This window comes from Nocardioides panaciterrulae (genome assembly GCF_013409645.1).
Classification (GTDB): Bacteria; Actinomycetota; Actinomycetes; order Propionibacteriales; family Nocardioidaceae; genus Nocardioides; species Nocardioides panaciterrulae.
Map to the genome: position 1 here is coordinate 740,994 of NZ_JACCBG010000001.1, position 12,742 is coordinate 753,735.

Below are 12,742 nucleotides of genomic sequence, written 5' to 3' on the forward strand. Positions count from 1 at the left end.
CCCCCCACTACAGGAGCATGCAGCCATGAGCGTCTCGGTCCGGATCCCCACCATCCTGCGCACCTACACCGGCGGCGAGTCCGAGGTGTCCGCCTCGGGCACCACCCTCGCCGAGGTCCTCGACGACCTCGACGGCAACTACGCCGGCATCAAGGGCCGGATCCTCGACGAGGCCGGTGACCTGCGCCGGTTCGTCAACGTCTACGTCGGCAACGACGACGTGCGGTTCCTCGACAACCTCGCCACCCCCACCCCCGAGGGCACCCAGATCTCGGTGATCCCGGCCGTCGCCGGCGGCTGAGCGACCGGCTGAGCGATCGGGCGGGCCGCCGGGCGGTCCGCCGACCGGTCCGCTCAGACGGTCCCGGAGTGGTCCACCGTCGGCCGGACCTCGACCGGGCCGCGCTCGGTGGCCAGGATCGCGCAGACCTGCAGCAGGTCGTCGAGGTCGTCGGTCTCGACGCAGTAGTAGCCGCCCAGCTGCTCGGCGGTCTCGGCGAACGGCCCGTCGGTCACGACGACCTCGCCGCCGCGGCGACGGACCGTGCGCGCCTCGCGCGAGGGGGCGAGCTCGGTGCCGCCGGTGATCTTGTGTCCGCGCTCGGCGAGCAACCGGGCGAACTCCGCGTGCCGGGCGTAGGTGGCCGACCGCTCCTCCTCGGTGGCCCGCTCCCAGGCGGCCTCGTCGTCCGGCAGCAGCACGATGTACTCGGTCATGGTGGTCTCCTCTCGTCGCTGTCGATCTGTCATCGCGATGACGGGCGAGCGGCGACCCGATCGACAACGGGCCGGAAACTTCCTTGGGCGTGGGTCCGGCGCACCTTACCCTCGCCCGGTGACCCCCCACTCCGTGCCGCGGGTGCTGCTCGCGACCTTCTCCCTGCTGCCCGACGGTGAGCCCGGCGGGGAGCTGCTGGTCCGTGCCCTCGCCGACCGCGGGATCGAGGCGGCCTGGGTGGCCTGGGACGGCCGGGTCCGCTGGGCCGACGCCGACCTGGTGGCGGTGAGGGCGACGTGGGACTACCACCGGCGCTGCGCGGACTTCCTCGGCTGGGCGAGTGCGGTGGGCAAGGAGACGCGCCTGCTCAACGGCGCCGACGTCTTCGCCTGGAACGCCGACAAGGCCTACCTGACCGGGCTCGAGGGTCGGGTGCCGGTGGTGCCCTCGGTGCTGCTCGACGACCGTGACCCCGACCGTGACCCCGACAGCGGCCCCGGCGGCGGGCTGCGCGGCGGGCTCGAGCGGGCGCTGGACCGGTTCGGCGTCGTGGTGGTCAAGCCGCGCACCGGCGCCAGCGGGGTCGGCGTCGTGGTCGCCGAGTCCCCCGACGACCACCGGCTCGCCGGGCTCACCGCCGGCCCGTGGATCGCGCAGCCGCTGGTGGAGTCGGTGCGCACGCGGGGCGAGACCTCGGTGTTCGTGCTCGACGGCCGCGCGGTCTCACAGGTCGACAAGCGGCCGGCGCCCGGCGAGATCCGGGTCCACGAGGAGTACGGCGGGGTCTCGCGAGCCGTGCCGCTGGACGACCGGGCGGCGGCGGCGGCCGTCCGCGCGCTGGCGGCCGCCGGCGAGCTGATCGGCCGCCCGCTGGACTACGGGCGGGTCGACCTGATGGAGCTCGACGGGGAGCCGGTGGTCAGCGAGATCGAGCTGATCGAGCCCGGGCTCTACCTCGACGTCGTGCCCGGCAACGCCGAGCCGTTCGCCGACCTGGTCGTCAGCCGGCTCTCATGAGCCCGGCGGCAGCGCCCGGGCGAACTCCGCGACGACCTCGGCGGCGGTCCGCTCGCGGGTGATGTCGACGACGCCCTCGCCGGCGTAGACGTGGGCGACGGAGTGGTCGCCCGCCTCGACCGCCGCGCGGAACCGGCCCCGTGCCGCCTCGTCCAGCTCGTCCTCCCGGCCGACCCAGTCCTCGAAGTAGGCGTTCGCCACGGCCCGGCCGCCGAACTCCCGCGGCCAGGGCGCCTGCTGGGCGACGTCGAAGACCCGGCCGTAGCCGGTCCGGTCGGCCGCGAGCAGCGCCTCCCGGGCCGCGGGCCGGTTGTCGGCCTCCACGCAGCCGAGGAAGGCGGTGCCGACCCAGCCGCCGGCCGCGCCCGCGGCGAGCACCGCCGCGAGGCCGCGGTGGTTGAGCAGGCCGCCGGCGGCGTAGACCGGCCGGTCGGTGCGCTCGAGCACCAGCTGCAGCAGCGGCAGGGTCGCGAGGTCGTTGCGGCCGTGGCCGCCGCCCTCGCCGCCCCGGGCCACGATCACGTCGACGCCGGCGGCCTCGGCCCGTGCCAGGTCGTCGAGCGAGCCGACCTGGGTGGCGGTGGTGAGGCCGGCCTCGCGCAGCCGGCGCACCGGCCCGGCGTACTCCCCGAAGCTCACCGACACCAGCGCCGGCCGCAGGTCGAGCACGGCGTCGAGCTGCGCGGGGTTGCTCTCGAGCGCCCAGGCCATCAGGCCCACGCCGTACGCCGTGCCGTCGGCGCCGGCGACCCCGGCCTGGTCGCGGATCCAGCCGGCGTCCCGGGTGTGGCTCACGCCGACCATGCCCAGCCCGCCCGCGCGGCTCACCGCGTGGGCCAGCCGGCCGCCGCCGGGTCCGGCCATCGGGGCGCCGATCAGGGGGACGCGGGTGCGGAGCGCGGTGGGGAGCTGCATCCCGCCACGCTAGCCCCGCCGGCGCCCGCAGCGCGGGGCGGCGGTGCCCGAGACGTGACAACGTGACGGGACAACGTGACGGATCCTCCAACCAACTCGGGGGGCCGGGCGTTTGCATGGCATGGGATCCACGAGGGGGCGGCGTGTCGGCGGCTGACCGTGAATCGTTCACCCGCTGGGCGAGCCATCGGCAGCTCGCGCTGTTCCGGACCGCCCTGCTGGTGAGTGGCGACCACCATCGCGCCGAGGACCTGGTCCAGGAGGCGCTGACCCAGGTCGCGCTGCGCTGGAGCCGGCTCGCGGACGGCCACCCGGAGGCCTACGCCCGGCAGGTGATCGTGCGCCGCAACATCTCGTGGTGGCGCAAGCACCGGCGCGAGGTGGTCGCCGACGTGCCGGAGCACGGCCTGACGACGACCGGCGCCGAGCGGGGGGCCGACCGCCGGATGGCCCTCGACGCGGCCCTGGCCCGGCTCACCGCACGACAGCGAGCGGTGATCGTGCTCCGGTTCTACGAGGACCTGCCCGAGCGCGAGACCGCCGAGACGCTCGGGGTCAGCACGGGGACCGTCAAGAGCCAGACCCACCTGGCGCTGCGCCGTCTGCGGGAGGGCTCGCCCCACCTCGCCGAGATGCTGGAGGACCTGCGATGACCGACCACGAGTTGCGCGACCTGCTGGCGGAGCGGGTCTCCGACGTCGCGGTGCCGGACCTGAGCGGCCGTGCCTGGGAGCGGGCCGGCCGCATCCGCCGCCGCCGCGCGACCGGCGTCGTCGTCGGGGCGGTCGCCTCGGTGGCCGTGGTCGCCGCGGCGCTGGCGGGAGTGCCCGGGGTCAACCGCTCCGACGGCCCCGGGCCGGGCCCGGCGACCCACCAGCCCGCGCCCACCGGGCCGAGCGGGCCCGGCGATCCGGGCCGGACGGCCCCGTGGCCGGGGTCCGGGGCCACGCGACCCGACGGCCGCTACCGGGGCCTGCCGGTCTACCGGGGACCGCTGGTCTCGCAGGAGGCGACGCTGCCCGGGGTCGACTCCCCGTTCCCCGCGACCGTCGACCTCTCCGCGCCCGCCCCGGACCTGGCGGACCAGCCGATCCGGGAGGCGCTGGCCGCCTACGTGCTGACCGATGCCGGCGGGGGGCGGCGGCTCCTGCTGCTTGCTCCCGACGGCTCGTTGCGCAGCGTCGACACCGCTGCCGTCGCGGCGTACGACGACGGCAGCGGCCAGGACGTCTCGGTGGCCCACGAGTCGCTGCTCTCGCCGACGGGGGAGTACCTCGCCTTCCCCCAGGCCGCCGGCGAGGTGCGGGTGCTGACGCTGGCCACCGGGGAGTGGCGCACGGTGCACACCGGCAGCGACCGGACGGCGACCCTGCACTGGATGGGGGACACCGACCTCTGGCTGCCGCCCACGACCCAGGGCGGGCCCGGGCCGATGTACTCGGTGCTGGACGGCACCCGGTCCGGGGCCACGAACCTCCAGGCACCGGCCGGTCCGTTCGGGGCCGGGGCGGCGCCGTACGGCCGGTGGCGGATGGGACCCGGAGGGACCGCGCAGAGCTGGGCGGGAGTGACCGGGCTGCCCGGGCCCGCCGGCGAGGCGACCCCCGCGCAGGTGCTGCTGGTGCAGGGGGACCCGCCGGCGCCCGACGCGCTGCTGGTCCTCGGCGCCTCGGCGGCGCAACCGCGCCCCGCCCGCTGCTGCGACGTGGACTTCTGGCTGGACGACCGCACGGTGGTCTACGAGAGCGGCGCCGCGCCGCGCCGGCTGGTCGCCTGGCGGGTCGGGACGCACGCGCTGGGTGTGGTGACCCGGATCGTCGGGTACGACCCGAGCCGGGTGAGCCTGGTGTCGAGCTACGCCCGGGTCTGGGACCGGTAGGAAGTGTTTGCACTCGCACCACCCGAGTGCTAAACATGTGACTGGCACTCTCCCCGTGAGAGTGCCACACGGGCCGGGGAGTTGAGGCCTGCAGCGCCGGCGGGAAGGGTCCGCCGGGTCCGGCAGGTCGTCCGTCGCGGGCAACGATCCGGACCGTCCACGAACGCTTCAATGCGAAGGATCGCAGGAGTTATGCCGAAGCTGATTGCATTCGACGAGGAGGCCCGGCGCGGTCTCGAGCGTGGCATGAACACGCTCGCCGACGCCGTCAAGGTCACTCTCGGCCCCAAGGGCCGCAACGTCGTGCTCGAGAAGAAGTGGGGCGCCCCCACCATCACCAACGATGGTGTGAGCATCGCCAAGGAGATCGAGCTCGAGGACCCCTACGAGAAGATCGGTGCCGAGCTGGTCAAGGAGGTCGCGAAGAAGACCGACGACGTCGCCGGTGACGGCACGACGACCGCGACCGTGCTCGCCCAGGCCATGGTCCGGGAGGGCCTGCGCAACGTGGCCGCGGGTGCGAACCCGATGGGCCTCAAGCGCGGCATCGAGGCCGCCGTGGCCGCGGTGTCCGAGCAGCTGCTCGCGATGGCCAAGGACGTCGAGACCAAGGAGCAGATCGCTTCGACGGCCTCGATCTCCGCTGCTGACACCACCGTCGGCGAGATCATCGCCGAGGCGATGGACAAGGTCGGCAAGGAAGGCGTCATCACCGTCGAGGAGTCGAACACCTTCGGGCTCGACCTCGAGCTCACCGAGGGCATGCGCTTCGACAAGGGCTACATCTCGGCGTACTTCGTCACCGACCCCGAGCGGATGGAGACGGTCCTCGAGGACCCCTACATCCTGATCGCCAACTCCAAGGTCAGCTCGGTCAAGGACCTGCTGCCGCTGCTGGAGAAGGTCATGCAGTCGGGCAAGCCGCTGATGATCATCGCCGAGGACGTCGACGGCGAGGCCCTGTCCACGCTGGTCGTCAACAAGATCCGCGGCACCTTCAAGTCCGTCGCCGTCAAGGCTCCGGGCTTCGGTGACCGTCGCAAGGCCATGCTGCAGGACATCGCGATCCTGACCGGCGGCCAGGTCATCTCCGAGGAGGTCGGCCTCAAGCTCGAGTCGGCCGGCATCGAGCTGCTCGGCCAGGCCCGCAAGGTCGTCATCACCAAGGACGAGACCACCATCGTCGAGGGTGCCGGCGACGCCGACCAGATCGCCGGCCGGGTGAACCAGATCCGCGCCGAGATCGAGAAGTCCGACTCCGACTACGACCGCGAGAAGCTGCAGGAGCGCCTGGCCAAGCTGGCCGGCGGTGTCGCGGTGATCAAGGTCGGCGCGGCCACCGAGGTCGAGCTCAAGGAGCGCAAGCACCGCATCGAGGACGCCGTGCGCAACGCGAAGGCGGCCGTCGAGGAGGGCATCGTCGCCGGCGGTGGCGTGGCCCTGGTGCAGGCGTCGGCCACGGCGTTCGACAAGCTCGATCTGGTGGGCGACGAGGCGGTCGGTGCCAACATCGTCCGGGTCGCCACCGAGGCCCCGCTGAAGCAGATCGCGATCAACGCCGGCCTCGAGGGCGGCGTCGTGGCGGAGAAGGTCAGGAACCTGACCCCGGGCCACGGCCTGAACGCGGCCACCGGCGAGTACGTCGACATGCTCGCCGAGGGCATCATCGACCCGGCCAAGGTGACCCGGTCGGCGCTGCAGAACGCCGCCTCCATCGCGGCGCTCTTCCTCACCACCGAGGCGGTCGTCGCGGACAAGCCCGAGAAGGCTGCCCCGATGCCGGGTGGCGACGGCGGCATGGGCGGCATGGACTTCTGAGCACCTGAGTCCAGCCCGCTCGGCACAGAGCAACCAAGCACAGAGCAACACGCGAGGCCCCGGTCCGATGGACCGGGGCCTCGTGCCGTCCGCGGGGACCGGACCGGGAGGGACGGGGAGCGTTTCCCCTTTTCGGGTGATACCGGCGTGACGGATGGTGCCTAGGATCACACCGCGTACGGCTCGAGGCACCGGTCTCGGGGGCGGCGGCTCGGGGAGGAAGTGCGCATCGCGCACACGTCTTCGCGCTCCGGCCACAGTGCCGCGCGGCTCGAAGGAGTTCACAGATGAACCTCTCCACCCGCTGGCTCGCCGTCCTCGGCGCGAGCGCGGCACTCGCCCTCGGCGCCGCTCCGAGCGCCCTGGCCGACACCGGCACCGCCGCCGCGTCCACCAGCACCGGCGCGGCCGCCACCTCGGGCACCGACACCACCCCGTCACCGGCCCAGGCCGACAGCATCGCCGCCCGCTTCGGCATCGAGGCCTCGCTCGCCCACGGTGCCCTGGCACGCGCCATCAACCCCGGCGACTACCAGTGCGCCTCCACCGACCTCGACGCCTACGTGGGAAGCCTCATCAACGGCTTCTCGGACACCGAGTGGAACTTCCTCATCCGGCACACCGAGATGCTCGACATCCCGACGTACGACGCGCTGCTCCACGGCAGCGACACCGATCCGCGCTACGCGCTGCGCCCGGACTACCGCCAGTCGCTCACCCAGACGTTCCGCGACGTCAAGCGGTTCTGGGACATCAACTCCTCCGACATCGAGCTGCACGCCATGCACGGCAGCGTGATGCAGGACCCCGAGCGGGTCGCCCGGGTCTACCGCGAGGTCTACGGCCTCAGCCCCACCGCCGCCGCGGCGCGCGCCCAGGACGTCGCGAACGCGGTCTCGACCGGGTTCGACGGCGGCGACAACCCGCTGTTCACGCTGAACGCGTTCGCCTTCACCGCCCAGGGCGACCCGGACCCGCTGGTGCAGGGTGTCCCGGACAAGCTGATCTTCGGTGACGGCATCCTCGACGCGCTGCAGGCCATGGGCATCGGCGACGTGGGTCCGCGCGCGGTCATGGGCCATGAGTTCGGTCACCACGTGCAGTACGAGGACAACCTCTTCGACTCGCCGCTGACCGGCGCCGAGGCGACCCGTCGTACCGAGCTGATGGCCGACGCGTTCGGCACCTACTTCGCGACCCACGCGCGCGGTCTGGCGCTGAACACCAAGCGCGTGCTGCAGGTCGAGAAGAGCTTCTACGAGGTGGGCGACTGCTACTACACCGACCCCGGCCACCACGGGACGCCCAACCAGCGGCTGCGGGCCTCCACCTGGGCCGCCGACGTCGCGAACGCCGCCCGGCCGCAGGGCAAGATCCTGCCCTCGCTGACCTTCGCCGACATGTTCGAGAAGGAGCTGCCCGCGATCGTGGCGCCGGACGCCGGCTGATCGGCAGCGCTGAACGGCTCCGCCGGGGCGGGGGCGGCCGGACCGGCCGCCTCCGCCCTCGCCGCGTGAACCGGTGCGCAGCGGCGCACCCGGCGGGTGCCGGCCGGTCGAAGGGCATCGGGCCGGGTGACCAGCGGCTCTGGAGCCGCCGGCGGGGCGCGTCCGAGGGTGGCGGCAGGAGCCACCCGCCCCGGGGTCTCGCGCAGGAGGAGGCCGGCATGGCCGTTCACGACAGCGCAGCGCTCGCCGCCGGGCACTACATCGACTGGGGCGTCATCAGCATCAGCGTGACGAACGCGGCGATCATCGGCCTGATGGTCGTCGTCTTCGTGCTCGCGCTGCTGCTGCCCTTCCCGCGACCGCGGGAGGAGCGCCAGCAGGTCGAGGAGGAGCAGCGGTGACGGCCGGGCAGGTGCCGGCCCCCGGGCCGGCGCCCACGCGCAGCTGGACCGCCTCGCTGCGGACCCGGATCACGGGAGTGCTGCCGCCGGGCCAGGCGCTGCCGGACCGGCAGCCGGCGTACGTCGCCTCCTGGATCTACGTCTTCGGGGTGCTCAGCCTCGCGGCGCTGGTCGTCGTGATCGGCACCGGCCTGGTGCTGTCGATGGGCGGGGTGGCGTGGTGGCACGACTCGTCGCTCGGCCACTTCGTGAACTCGCTGCACCTGTGGAGCGTGGAGATCTTCTTCGCGGCGATGGTGATCCACCTGTGGGGCAAGTTCTGGATGGCGGCCTGGCGCGGCAAGCGCGGGCTGACCTGGGTGACCGGGGTGGTGGCGTTCGTGACCTCGATCGGGACCGCCTTCACCGGCTACCTCTCCCAGTCCAACTTCGACTCCCAGTGGATCGGCTCGGAGGGCAAGGACGGGATCAACTCGCTCGGCGCCGGCGCCTGGTTCAACGTGCTCAACCCCGGACAGATGCTGATGTGGCACATCGTGCTGCTGCCGCTCGCGGTCGGGTTCATCGTCGTCGTCCACGTCGTCCTGGTGCGGCGGCACGGCGTCGTCCCGCCGCTGGACGCTGCCGAGCCGGGCGCCCCGGTCTCCCGGACGGAGGCGGACTGAGGTGGCCACGCTGACCCGGACCCGGACCACGACCCCCGACTCGCACGCGTTCGAGACCCGGCCCTACGACCTGGTCAAGGAGTTCGTGATCGCCCTCGCGGTCGTGGCGGTGCTGACCACCGTGCTCGCCGCCGTCTTCTCCTCCCCGGACGACAAGGCGATCACCATGCAGCGCTGGGCGGCCGCCGCCCCCGACGACGTGGTGGCCACCGCGGTCGGCGAGCTGGCCGGCACCACGACCAGCGCGACCTACGGCGCGCCGTACAACCACGCCAGCGAGGGCCAGAAGCTGCTCGGGCTGCCGCTGCAGAAGTGGGGTGGCGTCCGGATCCCCGTCGACAGTCAGGAGCTGGTGCTCCAGCCGCTCTCCGGCTTCGCCGGCGACCCCCGGCTCGCCGCCTCGCTCCAGCTGTGGCGCAGCGCGTCGCCGCAGCAGCAGCAGACCTGGGCCACGTCGTACGCCGACGCGCTGGCCAAGGCCGGCGGGAACCCGGCGGCGGTCCCGGTGGGCGGCTACGGCCCGGTGCCGCTCCTGGCCTCGTCGTTCCTGCAGCTGGCCCGGACCGGCGGGCTCGAGGGCTCCCTCACCTCGTCGGGCAACTTCTACGGCGGCGACCAGACCCGCACGATGCTGCTGCTGGCGGACGGCGCCTACCTCGAGGACCAGGCCGTGGCCCAGCACCTCGGCGGGGACCAGTGGGGGATGATGAACGAGACCGGCAACTACCCGGGCCAGCCGTGGATGTGGCTCTACACGTTCTGGTACCAGGTCAAGCCGTTCTCCACCTCGCCCAACGCCGACGCCCAGGTCTGGGCGCTGATGATGGCGCTGACCCTGGTGCTCGCGCTGCTGCCCTGGATCCCCGGACTGCGGTCGATCCCGCGCTGGATCCCCGTGCACCGGCTGGTCTGGCGGCAGTGGTATCGCGCCCATCCGCGAGCATGAGGGGGGGCCACTCCGCATGTAACGCCCGGTTAGGGGCTCCACCGCACCGGTCGAACGGCGCCGGAGTGCCCCTAACCGGGCGTTACAACTTCTCGCTCAGGCCGACGCCAGCCACGTGTCCGGGCCGAACACCTCGTAGTGGATCCGGTCGGAGTCGACCCCGCGCTCGACCAGCGCGTCGCGGGTGGAGGCCATGAACGGCTGCGGGCCGCAGAGGTAGACCCGGGCGCCGGCGGGGAGCTCGACGGCGGCGAGGTCGACGCGGCCGAGCGCGAGCACGTCCTCGGGGGCGCGCAGGCCCAGGTCCTCGTACCACCGCTGCAGCCGGGCGCCGGGCAGGGCGGCCACCAGCTCCTTGAGCTCCTGCCGGTGGGCGTGCCGGGCGGGGGACCGGTCGGCGTGGATCACCAGCACCTCGCGGGTCGAGCCCTCCTCGCGCAGGTGGCGCAGCATGCCGAGCATCGGGGTGACGCCGATGCCGGCCGAGATCAGCACCAGGGGTGCGTCGGAGGTGTCGAGGACCATGTCGCCGAACGGCGCGGACACCGCGAGCTCGTCGCCCTCGAAGAGGTTGAGGTGCACGAAGTTGGACACCTCACCCGCCGGCGCGATCGAGTCGCCGTCGCGGTGGCCCGGGACCGCCTTGACCGTGATCGCCCACTCGTCGGGTGCCTGGCCGCCGGTGAGGCTGTACTGCCGGATCTGGCGGGCCCCGTCGGGCAGCCGCACCGCGACCGAGACGTACTGGCCGGGCCGCCACGGCGGCAGCGGCCCGCCGTCGGGGGAGCCCAGCACGAACGACACCGTGTCGGGCGACTCCTGCACCCGCCGGCGTACGACGAGCGTGCGCCACACCTCGCCGTCCGCGACGCCGGTCGCCGCGTAGAGCTCCCTCTCGATCGCGATCAGCGCGTTCGCCAGGTGCCAGTAGACCTCGTCCCACGCGGCCGCGACCTCGGCGGTGACCGCGTCGCCGAGGACCTCGACGATCGCGGCGAACAGGTGCTCGTGGACGATCGGGTACTGGTCCTCGGTGATCCCGAGCGACGCGTGCTTGTGCGCGATCCGGGCCAGCACCTGCTGCGGGTCGGGGCCGCCGTCGGCGACCAGGAGGGTCGCGTACGCCGCGATCGCGCCGGCCAGCGCGCGCTGCTGGTCGCCCTGCGCCTGGTTGCCGCGGTTGAACAGGTCCCGCTCGAGGTCCGGGTGCGCCGCGAACATGCGTCGGTAGAAGACCGGCGTGATGTCGTCGATGGCGGCGCCGATCACGGGCAGGGTGGCCCGGACGACCTCGGTGGACGAGGGGGACAGCATGGGTTGCTCCTCAGGGTGTGGCGGGTGGGTCAGGTGGACGGACGGGTCCCGAGAGTGAGCAGGAGCGTCCGGGTCGGGGGTGCCGTCAGGTCGGCGATCGTCAGCGGGTCCAGCGCCGCGAAGAACGCCTCCTGGGCGTCGCGGAGCGCGGTCCGCAGCCGGCAGCCGCCGCGCAGCGGGCAGGGGGTCGGGCCCTCGCACTGGACGACCTCGGCGGGTCGCTCCAGGTCGCGCACGAGCCGTCCCACGGAGAACGACCGGGCCTCCTCGCGCAGGCTCAGGCCGCCCGCGCGCCCGCGCCGGGTCTCGACGACGCCGAGGCGCTGCAGCGCCGCGACCGCCTTGGCGGCGTGGGTGTAGCGGATCTCGAGCTCCTCGGAGACGGCCCGGGTCGTGGTCGTCGAGTCCTGGACCGCCAGGCGCATCACGAGTCGGAGGGCCAGGTCGGTGAAGCCGCTGAGCTGCACGGCTCGACCGTAGGAGAACTGGCATCGCGGATACCAATTACGACCCACGTGACCCCGCCGACGTGAAAAATCGGGCGGGTCAGCGCGGCGGTACGACGAGCCGGCAGGCGCCGGGTTGCGCGAACGGCTCGAGTTCGCTGCCGGTCGGATCCGCGCCGTACTCCGCGAGGGCGCCCCGGACGATGCCGAGGTGCACCGCGCACACGACCTCCGGGTGCTGGTGGGCGGCCTGGAGCAGCGGACAGCGGGTGAGCAGCAGGGTCGCGGGGTCGGTCCCGGCCGGCTCCGGCCGGAACCCGAGGTCCGCCAGCAGCGCCACGACCTCCTCGCGGGCGCCCGCCGCGGCCCCCTCTGTTGCGCCGCCCGCGCCCGCCGAGTCCGCCGGGGCGGCGGGCGTCGCGCCACGGTCCCGGGCGAGCCCGTGGCCCCACTCCTCGCCCGCGGCCGCGGCGGCCGCCGCCGGGTCGGCGCTGCCCCGCACGATGGCGCCGGCCAGCGCGGTCGCGAGCCCGGCGTACTCCGGGGTCTCCTCCTCGGTCCCGGTCGCCTCGTAGAGCCACGCCGGGCGCCCGCGGCCGTTCGGCGCGGCCCGCCGGCGCGCGACCAGGCCGCGGCGCACCAGCACGTCGAGGTGCTCGCGCACCGTGTTGCCGTGCAGGCCGGTGGTCCGCACCAGTGCCGCCAGCGCCAGCGGCTCGGGCTGGCCGCGCAGCGTCTCGTGGATCGCCGTCGCGGAGGCCGACAGTGGGCGGCGGTCCGGCCGGCCGGGCCGCGGGCCGGGCGGCCGGTCTCGCGGGGGAGTGACCGACGCCATGCCGAAAGACTCATTTTCCACGGTCGCAATGGTAGTAAAACTCAGATCAGGCCCACCGAGCGGTGGGCCCGAGGAGGTCCCCGTGGACGAGCAGAGCGCCGACCGGGTCGGGCCCGTGGACGGGCCGGGTGGCGGGGAGTGGGGACCTCCGGCCCTGATGGTGCGGACTCCCGGGGGATGGGATGACGCGGGGCCCGGCCGTGGGTCCCCGGGGGAGGAGCGATGATGAGGCACCGGCGTGGCACGGTTGGCAACGACAGTAACGTCCGTCACAGTGGTCGCATCATGAGCTCGGCTGAGCCGGGGCGCGCAGGCGCCCGTCACGCCACGGGGTCCGTGG

The 12,742-nt window shown here is 73.7% G+C and carries 14 protein-coding genes; 9 read left to right on the forward strand and 5 right to left on the reverse strand.

The features are described 5' to 3' along the window. Positions 1-25: 25 nt before the first annotated feature. Entirely contained in the window at positions 26-301 is a 276-nt protein-coding gene (locus tag BJZ21_RS03480) for a MoaD/ThiS family protein (protein ID WP_179662479.1), read from the forward strand. A 53-nt stretch (positions 302-354) separates the two neighbouring features. Here BJZ21_RS03480 and BJZ21_RS03485 read toward each other — a convergent pair whose 3' ends face one another. Then, complete coding sequence (locus BJZ21_RS03485) at positions 355-717, reverse strand: YciI family protein (RefSeq protein ID WP_179662480.1); 363 nt, start codon at positions 715-717, stop codon at positions 355-357. A gap of 118 nt (positions 718-835) precedes the next feature. On the opposite strand from BJZ21_RS03485, the gene BJZ21_RS03490 reads away from it, so the two are divergent. Further along, complete coding sequence (locus BJZ21_RS03490; protein ID WP_179662481.1) at positions 836-1,735, forward strand: ATP-grasp domain-containing protein; 900 nt, start codon at positions 836-838, stop codon at positions 1,733-1,735. Here BJZ21_RS03490 and BJZ21_RS03495 read toward each other — a convergent pair. After that, positions 1,730-2,650 (reverse strand): NAD(P)H-dependent flavin oxidoreductase, encoded by a 921-nt coding sequence (locus BJZ21_RS03495; RefSeq protein WP_179662482.1) that lies wholly within the window; start codon positions 2,648-2,650, stop codon positions 1,730-1,732. The two genes, BJZ21_RS03490 and BJZ21_RS03495, sit on opposite strands and share 6 nt — an antisense overlap. A gap of 143 nt (positions 2,651-2,793) precedes the next feature. Here BJZ21_RS03495 and BJZ21_RS03500 point away from each other — a divergent pair, with 143 nt between their 5' ends. From BJZ21_RS03500 to BJZ21_RS03530, 7 genes are all read left to right on the forward strand, one after another. After that, a complete protein-coding gene (locus tag BJZ21_RS03500; protein WP_343051936.1) occupies positions 2,794-3,303 on the forward strand; it encodes a SigE family RNA polymerase sigma factor in 510 nt (169 codons plus the stop codon). Beyond that, complete coding sequence (locus BJZ21_RS03505; protein ID WP_179662484.1) at positions 3,300-4,529, forward strand: hypothetical protein; 1,230 nt, start codon at positions 3,300-3,302, stop codon at positions 4,527-4,529. Before BJZ21_RS03500 ends, BJZ21_RS03505 begins: the two co-directional genes overlap by 4 nt. Positions 4,530-4,721: 192 nt before the next feature. After that, a complete protein-coding gene (groL, locus tag BJZ21_RS03510) occupies positions 4,722-6,347 on the forward strand; it encodes a chaperonin GroEL (protein WP_179662485.1) in 1,626 nt (541 codons plus the stop codon). Between the two features lie 287 nt (positions 6,348-6,634). Then, entirely contained in the window at positions 6,635-7,795 is a 1,161-nt protein-coding gene (locus tag BJZ21_RS03515) for a hypothetical protein (RefSeq protein ID WP_179662486.1), read from the forward strand. A gap of 218 nt (positions 7,796-8,013) precedes the next feature. Further along, on the forward strand, positions 8,014-8,196 hold the full coding sequence (locus BJZ21_RS03520; protein ID WP_179662487.1) for a hypothetical protein: 183 nt from the start codon (positions 8,014-8,016) through the stop codon (positions 8,194-8,196). Further along, the gene (locus BJZ21_RS20765) at positions 8,193-8,861 is read left to right on the forward strand and encodes a cytochrome b N-terminal domain-containing protein (RefSeq protein WP_218851274.1); all 669 of its coding nucleotides are present in this window, start codon (positions 8,193-8,195) and stop codon (positions 8,859-8,861) included. The genes BJZ21_RS03520 and BJZ21_RS20765 overlap by 4 nt, the downstream gene beginning before the upstream one ends. A 1-nt stretch (position 8,862) precedes the next feature. After that, on the forward strand, positions 8,863-9,807 hold the full coding sequence (locus tag BJZ21_RS03530) for a hypothetical protein (protein WP_179662488.1): 945 nt from the start codon (positions 8,863-8,865) through the stop codon (positions 9,805-9,807). A 96-nt stretch (positions 9,808-9,903) separates the two neighbouring features. Here the strand turns inward: BJZ21_RS03530 and BJZ21_RS03535 are convergent, their stop codons facing one another. The 3 genes from BJZ21_RS03535 to BJZ21_RS03545 form a co-directional block, all read right to left on the reverse strand. Beyond that, positions 9,904-11,121 carry a globin domain-containing protein gene (locus BJZ21_RS03535; protein WP_179662489.1) on the reverse strand — a complete coding sequence of 406 codons (1,218 nt, stop codon included), beginning with the start codon at positions 11,119-11,121 and terminating at the stop codon, positions 9,904-9,906. 29 nt (positions 11,122-11,150) lie between these two features. Next, complete coding sequence (locus tag BJZ21_RS03540) at positions 11,151-11,588, reverse strand: Rrf2 family transcriptional regulator (RefSeq protein ID WP_179662490.1); 438 nt, start codon at positions 11,586-11,588, stop codon at positions 11,151-11,153. A 79-nt stretch (positions 11,589-11,667) separates the two neighbouring features. Then, a complete protein-coding gene (locus BJZ21_RS03545; protein ID WP_343051937.1) occupies positions 11,668-12,423 on the reverse strand; it encodes a helix-turn-helix transcriptional regulator in 756 nt (251 codons plus the stop codon). Positions 12,424-12,742: the final 319 nt, after the last annotated feature.